The organism is Rhodoferax sp. U2-2l, from assembly GCF_020594515.1.
Classification (GTDB): Bacteria; Pseudomonadota; Gammaproteobacteria; order Burkholderiales; family Burkholderiaceae_C; genus Rhodoferax.
The window spans coordinates 257,051-276,033 of the sequence record NZ_JAJCTH010000001.1; the positions used below are offsets into that span (position 1 = coordinate 257,051).

General features: G+C 59.3%; 15 protein-coding genes and 1 pseudogene. 14 read left to right on the plus strand and 2 right to left on the minus strand.

Going from position 1 to position 18,983, the window contains the following annotated elements; genetic code table 11:
* Positions 1-13: 13 nt before the first annotated feature.
* The gene (locus tag LHU53_RS01140; protein ID WP_227330229.1) at positions 14-457 is read right to left on the minus strand and encodes a universal stress protein; all 444 of its coding nucleotides are present in this window, start codon (positions 455-457) and stop codon (positions 14-16) included.
* A 77-nt stretch (positions 458-534) separates the two neighbouring features.
* Between LHU53_RS01140 and LHU53_RS01145 the strand changes: the two genes are divergently transcribed.
* The 7 genes from LHU53_RS01145 to LHU53_RS01175 all read left to right on the plus strand — a co-directional run bounded on the left by LHU53_RS01145 (position 535) and on the right by LHU53_RS01175 (position 6,678).
* Positions 535-2,907: a cation-translocating P-type ATPase gene (locus tag LHU53_RS01145; protein WP_227330230.1), complete on the plus strand. Its 2,373-nt coding sequence runs from the start codon at positions 535-537 to the stop codon at positions 2,905-2,907.
* Complete coding sequence (gene ccoS / locus LHU53_RS01150) at positions 2,907-3,041, plus strand: cbb3-type cytochrome oxidase assembly protein CcoS (RefSeq protein WP_227330231.1); 135 nt, start codon at positions 2,907-2,909, stop codon at positions 3,039-3,041. Before LHU53_RS01145 ends, ccoS begins: the two co-directional genes overlap by 1 nt.
* An 89-nt stretch (positions 3,042-3,130) precedes the next feature.
* Positions 3,131-4,567: a cytochrome-c oxidase, cbb3-type subunit I gene (gene ccoN, locus LHU53_RS01155; RefSeq protein ID WP_227330232.1), complete on the plus strand. Its 1,437-nt coding sequence runs from the start codon at positions 3,131-3,133 to the stop codon at positions 4,565-4,567.
* A gap of 11 nt (positions 4,568-4,578) precedes the next feature.
* On the plus strand, positions 4,579-5,205 hold the full coding sequence (gene ccoO, locus LHU53_RS01160) for a cytochrome-c oxidase, cbb3-type subunit II (RefSeq protein WP_227330233.1): 627 nt from the start codon (positions 4,579-4,581) through the stop codon (positions 5,203-5,205).
* Between the two features lie 14 nt (positions 5,206-5,219).
* Positions 5,220-5,363 carry a cbb3-type cytochrome c oxidase subunit 3 gene (locus tag LHU53_RS01165; RefSeq protein WP_227330234.1) on the plus strand — a complete coding sequence of 48 codons (144 nt, stop codon included), beginning with the start codon at positions 5,220-5,222 and terminating at the stop codon, positions 5,361-5,363.
* Positions 5,364-5,388: 25 nt separating this feature from the next.
* Positions 5,389-6,291 (plus strand): cytochrome-c oxidase, cbb3-type subunit III, encoded by a 903-nt coding sequence (gene ccoP, locus LHU53_RS01170; protein WP_227330235.1) that lies wholly within the window; start codon positions 5,389-5,391, stop codon positions 6,289-6,291.
* Positions 6,292-6,399: 108 nt separating this feature from the next.
* Complete coding sequence (locus tag LHU53_RS01175) at positions 6,400-6,678, plus strand: nitrogen fixation protein FixH (protein WP_227330236.1); 279 nt, start codon at positions 6,400-6,402, stop codon at positions 6,676-6,678.
* A gap of 4 nt (positions 6,679-6,682) precedes the next feature.
* Here LHU53_RS01175 and fnr read toward each other — a convergent pair.
* Positions 6,683-7,396: pseudogene (gene fnr, locus LHU53_RS01180) on the minus strand (fumarate/nitrate reduction transcriptional regulator Fnr); the annotation flags it as partial.
* Positions 7,397-7,535: 139 nt separating this feature from the next.
* Here fnr and hemN point away from each other — a divergent pair.
* The 7 genes from hemN to LHU53_RS01215 all read left to right on the plus strand — a co-directional run bounded on the left by hemN (position 7,536) and on the right by LHU53_RS01215 (position 18,855).
* Positions 7,536-8,933, plus strand: a complete 1,398-nt coding sequence (gene hemN / locus LHU53_RS01185; protein ID WP_227330238.1) for an oxygen-independent coproporphyrinogen III oxidase — start codon at positions 7,536-7,538, stop codon at positions 8,931-8,933.
* Between the two features lie 9 nt (positions 8,934-8,942).
* Positions 8,943-9,620 carry a sulfite exporter TauE/SafE family protein gene (locus tag LHU53_RS01190; RefSeq protein ID WP_227330239.1) on the plus strand — a complete coding sequence of 226 codons (678 nt, stop codon included), beginning with the start codon at positions 8,943-8,945 and terminating at the stop codon, positions 9,618-9,620.
* Positions 9,621-9,993: 373 nt separating this feature from the next.
* Positions 9,994-11,022 carry a tRNA dihydrouridine(20/20a) synthase DusA gene (dusA, locus tag LHU53_RS01195; RefSeq protein ID WP_370632193.1) on the plus strand — a complete coding sequence of 343 codons (1,029 nt, stop codon included), beginning with the start codon at positions 9,994-9,996 and terminating at the stop codon, positions 11,020-11,022.
* Between the two features lie 219 nt (positions 11,023-11,241).
* Complete coding sequence (gene smc, locus LHU53_RS01200; RefSeq protein ID WP_227330241.1) at positions 11,242-14,763, plus strand: chromosome segregation protein SMC; 3,522 nt, start codon at positions 11,242-11,244, stop codon at positions 14,761-14,763.
* Positions 14,763-15,800, plus strand: coding sequence for a cell division protein ZipA C-terminal FtsZ-binding domain-containing protein (locus tag LHU53_RS01205; RefSeq protein ID WP_227330242.1), 1,038 nt, complete (start codon positions 14,763-14,765; stop codon positions 15,798-15,800). Before smc ends, LHU53_RS01205 begins: the two co-directional genes overlap by 1 nt.
* Before the next feature lie 12 nt (positions 15,801-15,812).
* Positions 15,813-18,251 carry an NAD-dependent DNA ligase LigA gene (ligA, locus tag LHU53_RS01210; RefSeq protein ID WP_227330243.1) on the plus strand — a complete coding sequence of 813 codons (2,439 nt, stop codon included), beginning with the start codon at positions 15,813-15,815 and terminating at the stop codon, positions 18,249-18,251.
* The gene (locus tag LHU53_RS01215) at positions 18,244-18,855 is read left to right on the plus strand and encodes a BRCT domain-containing protein (protein ID WP_227330244.1); all 612 of its coding nucleotides are present in this window, start codon (positions 18,244-18,246) and stop codon (positions 18,853-18,855) included. Before ligA ends, LHU53_RS01215 begins: the two co-directional genes overlap by 8 nt.
* Positions 18,856-18,983 lie beyond the last annotated feature (128 nt).

Sequence of the window (18,983 nt, forward strand, 5' to 3'; positions counted from 1 at the left end):
CCTGCTGACCCGCTTAGCGCAAGACCAAAACGGGAATGTGGGAGTGCGTCAACACTTGCTGGGTCTCGCTTCCCAGCAGCAGCCGCTTCACGCCCTTGCGGCCATGAGACGCCATCACGATCAGCTCGCACTTGTTCTTTTTGGCAGCGGCAATGATGGCATCGGAAACCACGTCTGATTTCACGATGAGTGCCCGGGTTTTGACGCCTTGCGCCTCGGCAGCTTTTTTCACCTCGTCCACCACCGCCTGGCCTTCTTCGGCCCATTGCTGTTCGATCCGGCCCACCTCGGCCGCCTGCAAGGCCAAGCCGCCTTCAAAGTAGCTTTGGGGGTAGCGCGGTATCACTTTGATGACCACCAGACTCGCACCTGCCAGTGCGGCTAAAGAGATGGCACTGCTGACCGCTTTTTTGGACAGACTGGAACCATCCGTGGCGACAAGAATCTTTTGGTACATGGTGATCTCCTCTCATAGGTAAGAAATAAGCGCTTACCTATACTATCAGCCGGTTTTGTTATTGCCTAGGTACTTTGATGAGTTTTCCCGTTGATTCCGAACGCCCGCTTGCGCTGGCGCCCCAACACTTGGCGACGGGTGCAGGGGCGTTCGGCGGCCCAGGTGTCGTGACCGACCCGGCGTCCGATTCGGCTCAGGCGCTGCAGATTCTGGACGACGAGCAGGAGTGGTCGGCCTTCAGTCGACCCGATGCCACACATGCCGGTTACTGGGAGTCGAACCTCATGATCGAAGGCATGCACTGTGCTGCCTGCGCCTTGACGGTGGAAGATGCGCTCAAGCGCGTTCCCGGCGTGGTATCGGCCGATGTCAGCGCCGGCAGCCAGCGGGCCAAGGTGGTTTGGCACTCCCAGACGGTGTTGCCATCGCGCTGGATGCAGGCGGTGCGCGAGTCGGGCTACCGCGCGTTGCCCGCCAACGATGTCTTTGCCAGGGAGCGGCGCCGGGTCGAGTCGCGCAAAGCACTGTGGCGCTTGATGGTGGCGGGCCTGTGCATGATGCAGGTCATGATGTACGCCTACCCGGCCTATGTTGCCGAGCCAGGCGATTTGTCGATGGAGATGGAGCACCTGTTGCGCTGGGCGTCCTGGGTGCTGACACTGCCCGTCATCCTGTTCTCATGCAGTCCTTTCTTTAGCAACGCCTGGCGCGACATCGTGCATCGCCGCATCAGCATGGACCTGCCGGTGGCACTGGGCATGCTGATCACCTTTGTGGTCAGCACGGCAGGCACCTTTGACCCCGAGGGCATTTTTGGCCACGAGGTTTTTTTTGACTCCCTGACCATGTTTGTCTTCTTCCTGCTGGCCGGGCGCTGGATGGAGTTGCGCTTGCGCGACCGAACTGCGGGCGCCCTGGAAGCGCTGATGAACCGGTTGCCCGACAGTGTGGCCCGGCAAAAGGCCGATGGCTTGTTTGAGCGGGTGCCGGTCCGACGGCTGCAGGTGGACGATGTCATCCAGGTGCGCGCGGGCGAAGCGTTTCCTGCGGACGGTGTGGTGGTGCGGGGGCAGACCTCGGTGGATGAGTCGCTGTTGACCGGCGAGTCGCGCCCTGTCTCGCGTGCCGAGGGCGATGCGGTGATCTCCGGCAGTCACAACCTGGCCGCGGTGGTGTTGATGCGCGTGGAGCGGGTTGGCAGTGAAACGCGGTTTGCGCAGATCGTCAGTCTGATGGAGAGTGCCTCCACCAGCAAGCCGCATTTGGCCAAACTGGCTGACACCATCGCCAAGCCGTTTCTGATCGGTGTGCTGGTGGCGGCCGCCTTGTCGTGCCTGTATTGGTGGGACACCGACCCCGAGCGTGCCCTGATGGTGGCCGTGTCGGTGCTGGTGGTGACCTGTCCTTGTGCCTTGTCATTGGCAACCCCGGCCGCGATGCTGTCGGCGGCCGGGGCGCTGGCGCAACGCGGCATTCTGGTGCGTCGACTGGACGCGTTTGAAGCGCTGGCAGCGGTCGATACCGTCATGTTTGACAAGACCGGCACGCTCACCCGTGACGCCATGGTGCTGGGTCAGGCCCGGACGCGCGAGGGTGTTGATCCGTCGCAGGCCTTGGCCATGGCTGCTGAATTGGCCCGGCATTCGTTGCACCCGGCCTCCAAGGCCTTGTTTGTGGCGGCGCAGCAGCGTGGTTTGACCGGGCTTTGGCGCGCCGATGATGTGGCCGAGTTGTCAGGTCGTGGCTTGACGGCGCGACTGGCGCCAATTGACCGTGCCGACCAGGCCATGGCGTTGCGACTGGGCTCTGCAGAGCACTGCGGTGTGGTGCCTACCGGGTCCGATGTGTTGCAGGTTTATGTCAGTGACGAGCATCAGTGGCTGGCCACGTTTGAGCTACAGGAAGATGTTCGAACCGACGCTGCACCCACCGTGGCCACCCTGAAAGCGCGTGGGCTGTCCGTTCATTTGCTGTCGGGCGACGCCAGCGACGCCGCAGGGCGGGTGGCTGATGCGGTGGGTATCGACGCGTTCAAAGGACAGTGTTCGCCGCAGGACAAGCTCGACTTCCTGCGACAGGCGCAGCTGGATGGGCACAAGGTGGCAGTCGTGGGTGATGGGCTCAACGACGGACCCATTCTGGCGGGCGCGCATGCCTCCTTTGCCTTTGGCCAGGCGGTTCCACTGGCGCAGGCGCAGGCCGACTTTCTGGTCTCAGGTAGCCGTCTGGACGATGTGGCGTTGGCGATCGGTCTGTCCAAACGCACACTGAGGGTCGTCAGGCAGAATCTGTGGTGGGCCGCCGCCTACAACGCGGTTTGTGTGCCACTGGCGGTGGCCGGCATGTTGCCCGCGTGGCTGGCGGGCATCGGGATGGCCAGCAGTTCGCTCTTGGTCGTTGCGAATGCCCTCCGGTTGTCGCGCGTACAGCCGCCAAACAAGGAGATTTGATGGACATCCTGTATTTGCTGGTACCCCTGTCGGTGGTCCTGGTCTTCTTCATTATTGGTGGTATTTGGTGGGCCATCTATAGAGGCCAATTCGAAGATGTGGACAAAGAAGGCGAGAGAATACTTAAAGACTGAAGGGGAATTTCAGCCATAATTGATGTGTGTCAAATCGGGGGCGCAGGTCAGCCAAGACACTCGGCGTCTCAAACATAGAAGAGGTGAACATGGCATTTGTAAATTCGCAGGCGACGACGTACAACGACAAGGTTGTACGACAGTTTGCCATCATGACCGTGGTCTGGGGTGTGGTTGGCATGCTGGTGGGCGTGATCATCGCAGCACAACTGGCATGGCCGGAGCTGAACCTGGGTATCGAGTATCTGTCCTTCGGTCGCTTGCGTCCGTTGCACACCAATGCGGTGATTTTTGCGTTTGGTGGCTGCGGTTTGTTTGCCACGTCCTACTATGTGGTTCAAAGAACCTGCCAGGTGCGACTTTTCGGCGAGAAGCTTGCTGCATTTACGTTCTGGGGTTGGCAGATTGTCATTTTGTCGGCTGCGATCTCATTGCCTTTGGGTTTCACTAGCGGTAAAGAATATGCCGAACTGGAATGGCCCATCGACATTCTGATCACGGTGATCTGGGTGTCTTACGCGATCGTATTCTTCGGCACCGTGGGTACCCGCAAGGTCAAACACATCTACGTGGCCAACTGGTTCTTTGGTGCCTTCATTCTGGCGGTTGCGCTTCTTCACCTCGTTAACAGCGCTGCCATTCCGGTTGGCGCGATGAAGTCTTACTCGGCCTACGCCGGTGTGCAGGACGCCATGGTGCAGTGGTGGTACGGACATAATGCCGTGGGTTTCTTCCTGACCGCGGGTTTCCTGGGCATGATGTACTACTTCATCCCCAAGCAGGCAGGTCGTCCGGTTTACTCTTATCGTCTCTCCATCGTTCACTTCTGGGCGCTGATCTTCACTTATATGTGGGCGGGTCCGCACCACTTGCACTACACCGCTTTGCCTGACTGGACGCAATCTGTCGGCATGGTGTTCTCTTTGATCCTTCTGGCGCCGAGCTGGGGCGGCATGATCAACGGCATCATGACCCTGTCTGGTGCCTGGCACAAACTGCGTGACGACCCCATTCTGCGTTTCCTGATCGTGTCTCTGTCTTTCTATGGCATGTCTACGTTCGAAGGTCCGATGATGTCGATCAAGACGGTGAACGCCTTGTCGCACTTCACTGACTGGACGATTGGTCACGTGCATTCCGGCGCGCTTGGCTGGGTCGGTATGGTCACCATGGGGTCGATGTACTACCTGATTCCCAAATTGTTTGGCCAAAAAGAGATGTACAGCATCAAAGCCATTGAAATCCACTTCTACACAGCCACGATCGGTATCGTTCTGTACATCGCTGCGCTGTGGATTTCTGGTGTGATGCAAGGCCTGATGTGGCGTTCCATCAACGCTGACGGCACCTTGACCTACACCTTTGTGGAGTCCGTCAAAGCCAGCTTCCCGTTCTACGTGTTGCGTTTGATCGGTGGTTTGCTGTATCTGATTGGCATGGTCATCATGCTGTGGAACACCGTGAAGACGGCAACCAGTGGTCGTGCGGCAACCGTCACGATCCCCACCAACGTGGCGCACGCCTGAGGTAGTTAAACATGTCAACATCTAATTCAAGCGGTGGCTTTTCACACGGCACGATCGAAACCAACAATGGTTTGATGATCGTCTTGATTCTCATTGTTTTGTTGTTCGGTGGTCTGGTTGAAATCGTGCCCCTGTTCTTTCAGAAGTCGACCACGCAACCGGTTGCTGGGCTCAAGCCCTATCCGGCCCTGGAACTGGCTGGTCGCGACATTTATCAGCGTGAAGGTTGTTACAACTGCCACACGCAGATGATTCGTCCGTTCCGTGCTGAAACCTTGCGTTACGGTCATTACTCTTTGGCAGGTGAGTTTGTTTATGACCACCCGTTCCAGTGGGGCAGCAAGCGGACCGGTCCGGATTTGCATCGCATCGGCGGCAAGTACAGCGATCAGTGGCAAATCACCCATTTGATGAACCCTCGTGACGTGGTGCCTGAGTCCATCATGCCCGCCTACCCATGGCTTGCCGAGCGTAATGTCAATGGCGCCACCTTGGGTGCCCACATGAAGGGCCTTCGTGCAGTTGGTGTCCCGTACACGGACGCTGACATCGCTGGCGCTGAAGATGCCGTCAACGGTAAAACCGAGATGGAAGCCTTGGTTGCTTACCTTCAAGGTCTGGGTCATTTGGTCAAATAAGTCGAGTCACACTGATGGAATTCGATATCAATACCGCTAGAACTCTGGCGACCGTCCTCGGTTTCGTTGCCTTCATCGGGATCGTGATCTGGGCTTTCGCCAAGAAAAACTCTTCCGGCTTTGATCAGGCGGCCAAGCTGCCTTTCGATCAGGATTGACCCTAAAAACTGAGAAGGAATAAAAATGAGCGACTTTGTAAGCGGCTTTTGGGACATGTATGTCGCCGGTCTGGTGATCGTCAGCATCATTGCCTGCCTGATCTTGCTGGTCCTGTCTGGCAAGGCGAAGGCCATGACAGCCAGTGACAACACCACTGGTCACGTGTGGGATGGCGATTTGCGTGAGATGAACAATCCGCTGCCGCGCTGGTGGAGTTATCTGTTTGTGATCACGGTCATCTTCGGATTTGGTTACCTCGCGTTGTATCCAGGGTTGGGTAGTTACCCTGGCTTGCTAGGGTGGACATCGCGCGGCTTGCACGCAGCTGAGGTCAAAGCAGGTGATGAGGCGACGGCGCCTGTGTATGCCCGCTTTGCCAGCATGACCACAGAAGACATTGCCAAAGACCCGGCTGCCATGGCGATTGGCGAGCGTTTGTACAGCAACAACTGTGCTCAGTGCCATGCTTCCGATGCCCAGGGCAACAAGGGCTTTCCCAATTTGACCGATAACGACTGGCTGCACGGCGGTACCCCTGAGAAAATTACCGAGACCATCACTGGTGGACGCATTGGCAACATGCCTCCCATGGCGGCTGCCGTCGGCACGGAAGAAGATGTCAAGAACGTTGCCCAGTATGTTTTGAGCTTGTCGGGCAGTCCGCATGACGCTGCCAAAGCTGCTCTGGGCAAAGAAAAGTTTGCCGTTTGCGCAGCTTGTCATGGTGCAGATGGCAAGGGCATGCAAGCCGTAGGTTCTGCCAACCTGACAGACAACATCTGGCTGCATGGTTTTGGTGAAAAGGCCATTGTGGACATGGTCAATAACGGCATGCAAAATGTGATGCCACCGCAAGCGAAGCTGTTGACCGAAGCGCAACTCAAAGTGTTGACCGCCTACATCTGGGGTCTTTCCAACAAGAGTTAAGCTCAGTTCGAGCGGTCTAGTCAGTGGTTGAAGGGGAAACTTGTCAGTTTCCCCTTTTCGTTGAATCCGTTGCCCCACTGGGCATGATTGACAAATGAAAGGTAGTCTGTGAATAGTCCTTCTGTGTCGGAAAACAAGCCTTGGTGGTCTTATGGTCACGTTTGGCTGGTGATCAGCGGTCCGGTCAGTGTGGTGCTGGCTTGCATTGTCACTTTCTATTTCATTGCGAATAGTCCTAACCAGATCATCACGGGTCAGGATATTGAGATTGAAAATATCAAAAGTGCCAAGATTGAAGGCGGTGATGCCCCTGCCATGATGGCGCGCAACCACGCGGCAACCGGTGTCATTCCGGCGCCTAAAACTGCGCCTGACGCGCCTAAGTAGTAGGCTATTTCGGGTTGACGATATCCTGCAGCGCCTGCGTGTTCAAAATGTGCACATGGCGCTGCTTGACGGCAACGATGCCGTCTTCGACAAATCTTGAGAATGTGCGGCTGATGGTTTCCAGCTTCAAGCCCAGGTAACTACCGATTTCTTCTCGCGTCATTCGCAGAATCAGCTCGGACTTGGAGAAGCCGCGGGAGTGCAGGCGTTGCGCGAGATTCAACAAAAATGCGGCCAGGCGTTCTTCGGCCCGCATGCTCCCCAGTAGCAACATCACGCCGTGTTCCCGCACGATTTCCCGGCTCATGATTTTGTGAACGTGGTGTTGAAGGGCATTCACCTCGCGCGACAGCGTTTCAATTTCCGCGAAGGGCATGGCGCAGATTTCTGCATCTTCAAGTGCCACCGCGTCACAGGTATGGTGGTCATTGACGATGCCGTCCAGGCCAATGATTTCACCGGCCATCTGAAAACCCGTCACCTGATCACGGCCGTCCTCTGACGTGATGCAGGTCTTGAAAAAACCGGTGCGAATGGCGTATAAATTGGAGAACTTCTCACCGTTGTGGAAAAGGGTTTCGCCTCGCTTGACCTTGCGCCGGGAGCCGATCATTTCATCAATGCGATTGAGTTCGTCCTGACTGAGGCCAATGGGCATACAGAGCTCACGCATGTTGCAATTGGCGCAAGCAATTTTGATAGTCTCATGATTCATGGTGTGATTTTGACATCGTTCTTTGCGAAAGGCTGATAAATGTCAAATTAGACCCGCTGCACTTTTTCCGCTTGGTTGATCAATATCAAGCTTGAAAAAGAGGCCTCGCGGCACATTTACAGCGTCTGAAAAAGGAATTCTTATGATCGAGTGCGCAGCTGAACCCATCTCCGAAGCTTTGATACGTCAATACGACGTTTCTGGGCCAAGGTACACCTCTTACCCGACCGCCGACCGGTTTGTGGAGGCCTTTACCGCGCAGGACTACGCGTTGGCGCTGGAGCAGCGCCGTTCGGGCGCCTCAGCGCTGGCGTTGCCACTGTCCCTGTACGTCCACATTCCCTTTTGTGAGTCGCTGTGTTACTACTGCGCCTGTAACAAAATCATCACCAAACACCATGATCGCGCCGCAGCGTATTTGCGCTATCTGAGCCGCGAGGTTGATCTGCACACCCGCCACATGGGTGTGGGGCAACCGGTGTCGCAGTTGCACCTGGGCGGCGGTTCGCCCACCTTTTTGTCCGATGACGAATTGCGCGACTTGATGGGCCTATTGCGTCGCAATTTCAAGTTGGTGCCTGGTGGCGAGTATTCCATTGAAATTGATCCGCGCACCATCGATGCCCAGCGGTTGGACGTGTTGGCCGAGCTAGGGTTTAACCGCCTGAGTTTTGGGATTCAGGATTTTGATCCGGCCGTCCAGAAAGCTGTACACCGCATCCAGCCCGCTGAACAGGTGTTTGAACTGGTGGCCGCTGCCCGCCAACGCGGCTTCGAATCTGTCAACGCGGATTTGATTTACGGGCTGCCGGAACAGACCCCCGAGTCGTTTGACCGGACGTTGGCGCAAATTGTTGAACTCAAGCCCGAGCGTATTGCGCTGTATGCCTACGCGCACCTGCCTGAGCGTTTCAAGCCGCAGCGTCGTATTTCTTCGGTCGAGATTCCCACGGCGGCGGCCAAGGTGTCGATGCTGGCGCGCTCCATGGCGGCTTTCATGGCAGCGGGCTATGTTTACATCGGCATGGATCATTTTGCCCTGCCCACCGATTCGTTGGCCATCGCCAAGCGCCAGGGCAGATTGCACCGCAATTTCCAGGGCTACAGCACGCAGCCTGATTGCGACATGATTGGCCTGGGCGTATCGTCGATCGGTCGTGTGGGTGCCACCTACAGCCAGAATGCCAAGACACTCGAGGAGTATTACGACTTTCTGGACCAAGGGCAGTTCCCGATTGTTCGCGGCTTGGCCCTGTCACGTGATGATTTGGTGCGTCGTGCTGTCATCATGGCGCTGATGTGCCAGGGGCGCTTGTCCTACGAGTCGATCGAGCTGGCTTATCTGGTGAATTTCAAGGAGTACTTCGCCAAGGAGCTGGAAACCATGGCGGCCCAGGCCGAGCAGGGGCTGGTCGTGATGGAGGACTCCGGTATCCAGGTCACCACCAAGGGCTGGTTCTTCGTGCGCGCCGTGGCCATGGTGTTTGACCGTTACCTGCAAACTGACCGTACACGCACCAAGTTTTCGAAAATCCTCTAACCTGCGGGGATGCAAACCACACTCGCCACCACCGCCTTGCTCATGGGGCTGGTTGGTGGCCCGCACTGCATCGCCATGTGTGGTGCGGCCTGCGCCGGTATCGGTCAGGCGGCGGGCGACCGCCGCACGTCCGCGATGTGGCTTTTCCAGGTGGGCCGAATCCTCGGTTATTCCGCCATGGGGGCGCTTGCAGCGGCGTCCATGCAGGGTCTGGGCTGGATGACGGTGCAAAGCGCGGCGCTGCGACCGGTCTGGACCATGTTCCATGTGGCTGTCTTAGTGGTTGGTCTGGTGCTGATGGTCAACGCGCAACAGCCGATCTGGCTTGAGCAAACGGGTAAAAGAATCTGGTCCAAAGCGCGCGGTCTGGTGGTCAGTCGCGGCATGCAGGGCACGTTGGTGTTGGGCGCATTGTGGACTTTTCTGCCGTGTGGCCTGCTTTACTCGGCATTGCTGGTGGCTGGTCTGTCTGGGCGCGCCGTTGATGGTGCCCTGGTGATGGCGCTTTTTGCTTTGGGTACAAGTGTCTCGATGATGCTCGGGCCCTGGCTGTGGCTGCGTTTTGGCGCCAACAGCCGTGGCGATTGGGGCGTCCGCCTGGCGGGTCTGGCGTTGGCTGGCAGTGCAGCTTGGGCCTTGTGGATGGCCTATGCACATGACCAGGCACCTTGGTGCGCGCCGCTTTGATCGACAGAATTCACGTCCGCATCTGGCAGAAAAAAACCCGGCAGCAGTGGCCGGGCAAAATTCTCGCGAGAGCCGCGTTCAGGGAGGAAAACGCGGGGGCTGCTGTCAAGCCCGACGCCAATCTACCAAATTCTCAAAAACAATGATTTTCAAGGTGTCTTTGGACGGTGGTTGAGGTCGATCCTTGTCGGAGAACCCGACCACTGGCTGACAGCCAGGGAGGTCGCGCCCCCGCTTTCTGGGCGGGTTGTAGCGTGAGTCCCTGACAGATATGGGCATTTAACTTCTCAATGGCCAACTGCGAGAATGCAGGGTTTTCGTGCGCAGTGTGTGTGCAACACACCGCACGTGTTGTCAAATCAAGTGAGTTTTTGTGTCAAGAAGTGAATTAAATCAACAAGGTTCAATGCACCGGGTGTGCGTTGCCCCTATGCTCGATTGGACTGACCGCCACTGTCGGTATTTCCACCGCGTGCTGACCCGCCATGCCTTGCTGTACACCGAGATGGTGACCACCGGTGCGTTGATTCATGGCGACGTGGCGCGCCATCTGCGTTTCAACGCGCAAGAGCAACCCGTCGCCCTGCAGCTCGGTGGCAGCGAACCGGCTGACCTGGCGCACTGTGCCCGGCTGGGTGCCCAGTGGGGCTACTCGGAGATCAACCTCAACTGCGGTTGCCCGAGTGAGCGGGTGCAGCGTGGTGCGTTCGGCGCCTGCCTGATGGCTGAGCCGCAACTGGTGGCCGACGGTGTCAAGGCGATGGTCGACGTGGTGGACGTGCCGGTCACGGTGAAACACCGCATTGGCATTGACCAGGTGGAAAGCTACGACTTTGTACGTGATTTTGTCGGCACGGTCAGCCAGGCGGGTTGCCAGACCTTCATCGTGCACGCCCGCAACGCCTGGCTCAAAGGCCTGAGCCCCAAGGACAACCGCGAGATTCCGCCGCTGCGTTACGAGTGGGCTTACCGCCTCAAGCGTGATTTTCCGCATCAGGTGATTGTGCTCAATGGCGGCGTCACCACCACCGAGCAGGTGCAGGCGCACTTGACGCAGCTCGACGGGGTCATGCTCGGCCGTGAGGCGTACCACAACCCGTGGTGGCTGAGCGAATGGGACGCCGCGTTTTATGCTGACCAGCTACCACCTGTGGCGCCCATGGATTCACCCGCGCAGGCAGCACCCGCGCCGCTCACCCGGGAAGGGGTCGAGCAGCAGATGGTTGGCTATATGCAGCGTGAACAGGCGCAGCACGGCACACCTTGGCCCACGATTGCCCGGCACATGCTGGGTTTGCGTCATGGTTTGCCCGGTGCACGCCACTGGCGGCGTGTCTGGAGCGATCACAGCCTTAAAACCTTGCCGCCGGATCAGGTGATGGCACTGGCGCATCGCACCTGAGTCAACAGGTCAATGGGCTTGCAACCCTTGATCGATGAGGTCGGACCCTGATGGATGTGACCGTCAACAGGCGCCTGAACATCCGCACAGGCCGGTAGGTGTGGCACAACGTTGCAAGCCAGATGGGCAAGTTATCATGACGCACCTCAGGAAAGCAGCCTGTTCCACGCTGCTTTTCTGACTCTCGCCCCCAGATTTCAGCCCAAAACAACCCCACCCGTGCGTCTCAACTCCATCAAGCTGTCCGGCTTCAAGTCCTTTGCCGAGCCCACCAACTTTTTGTTGCCCGGGCAACTGGTGGGCGTGGTGGGGCCCAATGGTTGCGGCAAGTCCAACATCATGGACGCGGTGCGCTGGGTGTTGGGGGAGTCCAAAGCGTCCGAATTGCGTGGCGAGTCCATGCAGGACGTGATTTTCAACGGCACCACCACCCGCAAGCCCGCCAGCCGCGCCAGCGTGGAGCTGGTGTTTGACAATGACGACCACCGCGCCGGCGGCCAGTGGAGCCAGTTTGCCGAGATCGCCGTCAAACGGGTGCTCACCCGCGACGGCACCAGCAGCTACTACATCAACAACCAGGCGGTGCGCCGCCGTGACGTGCAGGACGTGTTTCTGGGCACCGGACTGGGCCCACGGGCCTACGCCATCATCGGCCAGGGCACCATCAGCCGCATCATCGAGAGCCGCCCCGAAGAACTGCGCCTGTTCCTCGAAGAGGCCGCTGGTGTCAGCAAATACAAGGAACGCCGCCGCGAAACCGAAAACCGCCTAAGTGACACGCGCGAGAACCTGACCCGTGTCGAAGACATCCTGCGCGAGCTCAACGCCAACCTGGACAAGCTGGAAAAGCAGGCCGAAGTCGCGCAAAAGTACAACACCCTGTCAAGCGCGGCCACCCTCAAGCAGCACCAGCTCTGGTTTTTGAAGCGCACCGAATCCGAGGCTGACCAGACCCGCATCAAACTGGAGTCGCTCGAAGCGGTGAACGCGCTGGAGTCCCGCCTGGCCGACCTGCGCCATGTCGAGGCCGAGCTGGAAACCGTGCGCCAGGCGCACTACGCGGCGGGCGACCAAGTCAATCAGGCGCAAGGCAAGTTGTACGAAGCCAGCACCGAAGTCGGCCGCCTGGAAGCCGAAATCCGCTACGTGGTGGAAGGCCGCCAGCGGGTCGAGCAGCGCCTGCGCACCCTGCAAGAGCAGGCCACCCAGTGGGCCACCAGCAGCCAGGATGCGCACACCGAGCTGGAGAATTTGTCCGAGCTGGAACTGCTGGGCGAAGAAAAAAACGAGCTGTTGGCCGCCCAGGTGGAAGACCAGGCGCAGCAACTCCCCGAGCTGGAAGAGGCCTTGCGGCAGGCGCAGCGTGCCGCCAACGAGCAGCGCGCCAGCGTCGCGCAGGTGCAGCAGCAGATTGGCGTGCTGGCCGCCGAGCAGCGCAGCATTGAGGAACAGGCGCGCCAGCAGGAGACCCGCCGCGCCCGCCTGCAGCAAGACCGCCAGACCCTGGCTGTGCCCGACGAATCACGCCTGGCCAGCCAGCAAGCTCAACTGGAGCAAGCGCAAGAAGCGGCTGAGCTGGCCCAGGCGCGCCTGGTCGAACTGCAGGACGCTGTGCCCGAACTGGACGACAAGCGCCGCACCCAGCAGCAGCAAGTCAACGCCGAATCCGCTCGGCTGGCCGATTTGTCGGCCCGTCTGGACGCGCTGAAAGCCCTCCAGGAACGGCTCAAGGCCGACGGCAAGTTGCAACCCTGGCTGCAAAAACACGGCCTGGACCATTTGCAGGGGCTGTGGACCCGCCTGCACATTGAGCAAGGTTGGGAAAACGCGCTGGAAGCCGCCCTGCGCGAGCGCCTGGGCTCGCTCGAAGTCAGCCGCCTGGAGATGGTGCGCGCCTTTGCGCAAGATGTGCCGCCCGCCAAGTTGGCGTTTTACCACCCGCCCGAAGCCGCTGCCGCCAGCAGCCATGCCACGCTGCCGCGCCTGGCCGACTTGCTGCGCCTGCACGACGCAGGCCAGCAAGCGGTGCTGGACGACTGGTTGCAAGGCTGTTACAGCGCGGCCAGCCTGGAAGACGCGCTGGCTAGCCGCAGCCAGTTACAACCGGGTGAACTGCTGTTTGTCAAAGCCGGCCATGTGGTGGGCCGCCACAGCGTCAGCTTTTACGCGCCTGACTCCGAGCAGGCGGGCCTGCTGGCGCGCGCGCAAGAGATTGAAAACCTCGACAAACAGCGGCGCGCCCAGGTGCTGATTGCCGACGAATCGCGCGCGGCGCTGGTGCGCGCTGAGGCGGCTTATGCCGATCTGTCGCAGCGTTTGGTGTCGCTGCGCCGCGAAGCCACTGAGGCCCAAGCCAGCTTTCATGCCCTGCAGGTGGAGACGCTGCGCCTGACGCAGGCGGCAGAGCAGTCGCGCCAGCGCAGCGCCCAGATCACTGACGATCTGGCTGAAGTGGACGCCCAGCTGGAAGACCTGCAAGAGCGCCGTGTGATGGCCGAGGCCCGCTTTGAAGAGTTGGATCTGCAACTGGCCGACACGCAAAACCGCCACGCCGAGCTGGACGACCGCGTGATCAACGCCGAGCGCCAATTGGCTGCCTGCCGCGAGCAGCAACGCGGCCTGGAGCGCCAGATGCAGGAAGCCAGCTTTGCGTTGCGCAGCCTGGGCGCCCGCCGCGCCGAGTTGTCGCGCGCGATAGAAACGGCAGCGCAACAGTCAGATTCCGTGAGGGCTGAAGCCCAGAGAGCCCAGGATGAATTGCTGCGCCTGAACGACGCCGCAGCGCAAGGCGGCTTGCAACAGGCGCTGGCGGTCAAGTTGGATTGCGAAAAGCACCTGGGCGCCCAGCGCAGCCAGTACGACGACCTGACCGCCAAATTGCGCGCCAGCGACGAGCGCCGCCTGCAGCTTGAGCGCGCGCTGGACCCCTTGCGCGCCCGCATCACCGAATTCCAGCTCAAGGAGCAGGCCGCCCGCCTGGGCTCCGAGCAATACACCCAGCTGCTGGCCGACGCGCAGGCAGACCTGGAGCGGGTGGCGGCCTCCATCACGGACGGCTCGGTCAAGCTGACCGGCCTGCAAGCCGAGATTGACCGGCTCAACCGCGAGATCACCGCCCTGGGCGCCGTCAACCTGGCCGCGCTGGACGAACTGACGGCCGCACGCGAACGCAAGCAGTTTCTGGACGCCCAGAGCGCGGACCTGAATGAAGCCATGCGCACGCTGGAAGACGCCATCAAGAAGATCGACGGTGAAACCCGCGAGCTGCTCTCGGGCACCTTCAACACCGTCAACGCGCACTTTGGCAAGATGTTTCCCGAACTGTTTGGCGGCGGCAACGCGCGCCTGGTGATCACAGGCGATGAAATTCTGGACTCCGGCGTGCAGGTCATCGCCCAGCCGCCGGGCAAAAAAAACCAAAGCATTGCGCTGCTGTCAGGCGGCGAAAAGGCGCTGACCGCGATTGCGCTGGTGTTTGCCATCTTCCAGCTCAACCCGGCGCCGTTTTGCCTGCTCGACGAGGTGGATGCGCCGCTGGACGACGCCAACACCGAGCGTTATGCCAAGCTGGTGAAAAGCATGAGCCGCGAGACGCAGTTTCTGTTCATCAGCCACAACAAGATCGCCATGGAAATGGCGCAACAACTCATCGGCGTCACCATGCAAGAGCAGGGCGTTTCGCGCATCGTGGCGGTCGACATGGACATGGCCCTGAACCTGTCCGACCAAGGGGAAATGTGATGAGCCCGTTACAACTCGGTCTGGCCGCGGCTGGCGCTCTGCTGCTGCTGGTCATGCTGGCCTATTACCTGTGGCTGGCGCGCAAAAACAAGCCGCGCCAGCCGCAAGCGCTGCCCGACAGCGCCGTGGAGCCGTTTGACCGCGAGCCCACGCTGGATGACGAAGCCTTGCGTGGTGGTCTGGATGACCCCGGTTTTGTCATTCCCGCGCCAGAGAAAAAGCCGGGGCTGGATGCCTTGATTGACGTCATCGCCCCGATCGCGCTGGACGCGCCGGTCTCGGGTGACGCGGTACTGGCCGCGCTGCCACCCACCCGCCGGGTGGGCAGCAAACCGTTTGCCGTGGAGGGCTTGAACGCCGCCACCCAGCGCTGGGAAGCGCCACAGGCAGGCCAACGCTACAGCCAGCTGCAAGCCGGGCTGCAACTGGCCAACCGCGCGGGGGCACTCAATGACATCGAATTTTCAGAATTTGTCATGAAAGCGCAGGGGTTTTGCGACGTGATCAACGGCACGCCCGACTTTCCCGACATGCGCCGTGAAGTGTCACGCGCCCGCGAGCTGGACCAGTTTGCCAGCGACCACGACGCGCAGATCGCCTTTGTGCTGCGCGCCCGCCGCTCCGCCTGGAGCCCCAGCTACGTGCAGCAAATGGCGGCGCGGCTGGGTTTTGTGCCGGGTTCGATGGCCGGACGCATGGTCTTGCCGGGTGCCAGCGGCAACGTGCCGCTGATCAGCCTGAGTTTTGACGCCCAGGCGGCGCTGGCCGAAGATGTATCACAGTCGGCCCTGCGCGAACTCCATTTGTCACTGGATGTGCCGCAGGTGGACCGCACCGAGCGCCCGTTTGCCCGCATGTGTGAGGCGGCCCTGACGCTGGCGAGGGAGATGGACGGCATCGTCACCGATGACGCAGGCGTGCTGCTGCCGTCCGAAGCCATGGACGTGATTGCCGCCGACCTGGAGCACCTGTACAACACGCTGGACCAGCGCGAGCTGTCTGCGGGCTCGGTGCTGGCACGGCGGCTGTTTTCCTGAAGCCGCCACACCATGCACACCCCCGACCTGTTTGCACCGCCGCTGGATCATGCCAAGCGCGTGGCCGAGCTGCGCCAAGCACTGCACCACCACGCCCATCTGTACCACGTGCTCGATGCGCCCAGCCTGCCGGATGCCGAATACGACCGCCTGTTCAAGGAACTGCAAGCGCTGGAAGCCGCGCACCCTGAGCTGATTACGCCCGATTCACCCACGCAGCGTGTGGGCGGGCGACCGCTGGACAAGTTTGCCCCGGTGCGCCACGCGATGCCCATGCTCAGCATCCGCACCGAAACCGACACCACCCCCGCCGGTGCGGAAAATTTTGACGCCCGCATCCGCCGCGAACTGGGTCTGACCGACACCGACCCGCCAGTGCCCTACGTGGCCGAGCCCAAGTTTGACGGCCTGGCCATGAGCCTGCGTTACGAGCACGGTGTGCTGGTGCAGGCCGCTACGCGTGGGGACGGTGAAACCGGCGAGGAAGTCACGCAAAACATCCGCACCATTGGCCAGATTCCGCTGCGGCTGCCCGACGCGGCACCCGCCGTGCTGGAAGTGCGCGGCGAGGTCTACATGCGCCGCGACGACTTTGAAACCTTGAACGAGCGCCAACGTCAAAAAATTGCGGCAGGCGTCAAAGGCGAGAAAACCTTTGTCAACCCGCGCAACGCCGCCGCCGGTGCGGTGCGCCAGCTGGACCCGGCCATTGCCGCCCAGCGGCCGCTGAGCTTTTTTGCCTATGGCCTGGGTGAAGTCACGCCCGCCGAGTCTGGCGGACCGACATTTGCCACCCACTTTGAGATGTTGCAAAACCTCAAATCATGGGGTTTTCCGGTCTCAGAACTTGTCAAGCAAGGGCAGGGTGCTTCTGAATTGGTCGCTTATTACAACGCCATTGGCACCCAGCGCGACAGCTTGGGTTTTGACATTGACGGCGTGGTCTACAAGGTGGACAGCCTGGCGCTGCAACGCCAACTGGGGTTTGTCACCCGCGAGCCGCGCTGGGCGGTGGCGCACAAGTTCCCGGCGCAAGAGATGCTGACCACCGTGCTGGCCATCGACGTGCAGGTGGGCCGCACCGGCAAGCTGACCCCGGTGGCCAAATTGGCACCGGTGTTTGTGGGCGGTGTCACCGTGACCAACGCCACGCTGCACAACGAGGACGAAGCCCGCCGCAAGGACGTGCGCGTGGGCGACACGGTGATCGTGCGCCGTGCCGGCGATGTGATTCCCGAGGTGGTGAGCGTGGTGTTGCCGTCTGACGATGCCAGCTGCGGCTCACCAACTATTGCGGCGTCTGAACGAGGCGCGATGTTCACCATGCCCAAAACCTGCCCGGTGTGTGGCAGCGCAGCGGTGCGCGAGGAGGGTGAAGCCGACTACCGCTGCACTGGCGGGCTGTTTTGCAGCGCCCAAAGAACTCAAGCGCTTGCGCACTTTGCCAGTCGTCAGGCGATGGATTTGGATGGTTTTGGTGATGAATACATTGAAAGGTTTGCGCAGTTTGGCTGGCTGACCACAGTGGCTGACTTTTACCAGTTGAAGGACAAACCGCTCGTTGGTTTTGTTATTCGCGAAGAGCCTTTTACATATAAAGATGGTGACACAAAGACCAAGTTGGTGCGGGTCCAGGAAGATTTGGCAGCCAAGTTAGTGGCTTCCGTAGAAGAGTCTCGTACCAGACCGCTTAGGCGAGTCATTTTCGGCTTGGGCATTCGACATGTGGGTGAAGCGACCGCGAAGGATTTGGCACGGTTTTTTGGATCTTTGACGGAGTTAGCGCAGGCGACCGCCGAGGTACTTTTGTTGATCGATAACCTCGGTGAGGTCACAGCCAAATCTCTCCTGAGTTTTTTTAGCCAAGAACATAACAAAGAGGTTCTCAGTGATCTTCTGCGAGAACTCAGCCCATTGCCACCAATGCAAACGGAGCGTGTAGTTTCGTTGTCTTTTTTGAAGCTGTTGAGTACATTGGCTATCAAGAAAGTCGGTACAAAATCCCAGAAGTTGGTTGTTGAAGCCTTCCCGACACCGCACGCACTGTTGGAAGCCGGTAAGAGAAATACCCTACAAAGTGGATCAGTTGAATCTCGAATTTTCGAGGTTTTATCCTCTGAGAACTGGCAGAAAGCTTTGGCGCAGACTGACAGGCTGGGGATAAGTTGGTCCGATGATTCCGAGGTAGTTGACGGACATTCATCATTGCTTGCTGGAAAGACAATCGTTATTACCGGAACTTTGGATAAAGTTTCTCGCGATCGCGCAAAAGAGCTGGCTGAACTGGCTGGGGCAAAGACGGCAGGTTCTGTATCGAGAAAAACGGATTTGGTGGTTGCCGGACCAGGTGCTGGCAGCAAACTCGCTGATGCACAAAAATTCGGTATTGAAGTAATTGATGAAGCTGAGTACCTCAAGCGCCTTTCTTCCGCAGGAGTTTTCAATGATTGAGCAATATGCGGTTGCCATGGCAACAGACGCCAGGCTTCTAAAACGCGGAAGTGAGTCGTTGATTGGTATCGCGTCTGGTCTGATTGCGGACGGCGAGTTGAACAACAAGGAAATTCAATTTCTGTCCCTTTGGTTGTCAGAGAACCAAGCACTGGCCACAACATGGCCGGGAGAGGTGATCTACAAACGTGTCAGAGAGGTTCTTTCCGACGGCGTGATCACAGCAGAGGAACGGGATTATTTACAAAAGAGCCTCGCTGAACTTGTGGGAGGTGCGTTTTCTGACGACGGCGCCATTGCCTCGGGTGCAACTGATTTGCCTATTGATCAAAGTGCAGTTGTTCAAATTCCGAGTCTGGCTTTCTGTTTTACTGGTCAGTTCTTGTTTGGCACACGGACCGCTTGTGAGCAAACCGTGGCACAGCGTGGTGGACGCATTTGTTCTGTCAGCAAGAAACTTGATTTTCTCGTTGTAGGCGAACTGTCTAGTCGGGATTGGAAGTACTCATCATTTGGTACCAAGATCGAGTCAGCGATGAAGCTCAAGCAAGATGGTGTACCGCTGGCTATCGTGACTGAGGCGCAATGGGTTCGGGCGCTGTAGCCCTCTGATGGCTGGAAGGTTTGTCTTAGTTTGACAGCCTGGTTTTTTCGCCTAGATTGGACGTGCGCAAGTAGCTCAAGTCAGCCTGCCAATAGGAAACCCAAGCCTGTGTCAAAATCTGGCTAGCC

Coding starts and splice junctions, on each gene's coding strand:
- ccoP (WP_227330235.1), top strand. CDS start 5,389: ATGAGCGACTTTGTAAGCGGCTTTTGGGACATGTATGTCGCCGGTCTG.
- hemN (WP_227330238.1), top strand. CDS start 7,536: ATGATCGAGTGCGCAGCTGAACCCATCTCCGAAGCTTTGATACGTCAA.
- LHU53_RS01165 (WP_227330234.1), top strand. CDS start 5,220: ATGGAATTCGATATCAATACCGCTAGAACTCTGGCGACCGTCCTCGGT.
- LHU53_RS01140 (WP_227330229.1), bottom strand. CDS start 457: ATGTACCAAAAGATTCTTGTCGCCACGGATGGTTCCAGTCTGTCCAAA.
- ccoN (WP_227330232.1), top strand. CDS start 3,131: ATGGCATTTGTAAATTCGCAGGCGACGACGTACAACGACAAGGTTGTA.
- ccoS (WP_227330231.1), top strand. CDS start 2,907: ATGGACATCCTGTATTTGCTGGTACCCCTGTCGGTGGTCCTGGTCTTC.
- LHU53_RS01145 (WP_227330230.1), top strand. CDS start 535: ATGAGTTTTCCCGTTGATTCCGAACGCCCGCTTGCGCTGGCGCCCCAA.
- ccoO (WP_227330233.1), top strand. CDS start 4,579: ATGTCAACATCTAATTCAAGCGGTGGCTTTTCACACGGCACGATCGAA.
- LHU53_RS01205 (WP_227330242.1), top strand. CDS start 14,763: ATGAGCCCGTTACAACTCGGTCTGGCCGCGGCTGGCGCTCTGCTGCTG.
- LHU53_RS01215 (WP_227330244.1), top strand. CDS start 18,244: ATGATTGAGCAATATGCGGTTGCCATGGCAACAGACGCCAGGCTTCTA.
- LHU53_RS01190 (WP_227330239.1), top strand. CDS start 8,943: ATGCAAACCACACTCGCCACCACCGCCTTGCTCATGGGGCTGGTTGGT.
- ligA (WP_227330243.1), top strand. CDS start 15,813: ATGCACACCCCCGACCTGTTTGCACCGCCGCTGGATCATGCCAAGCGC.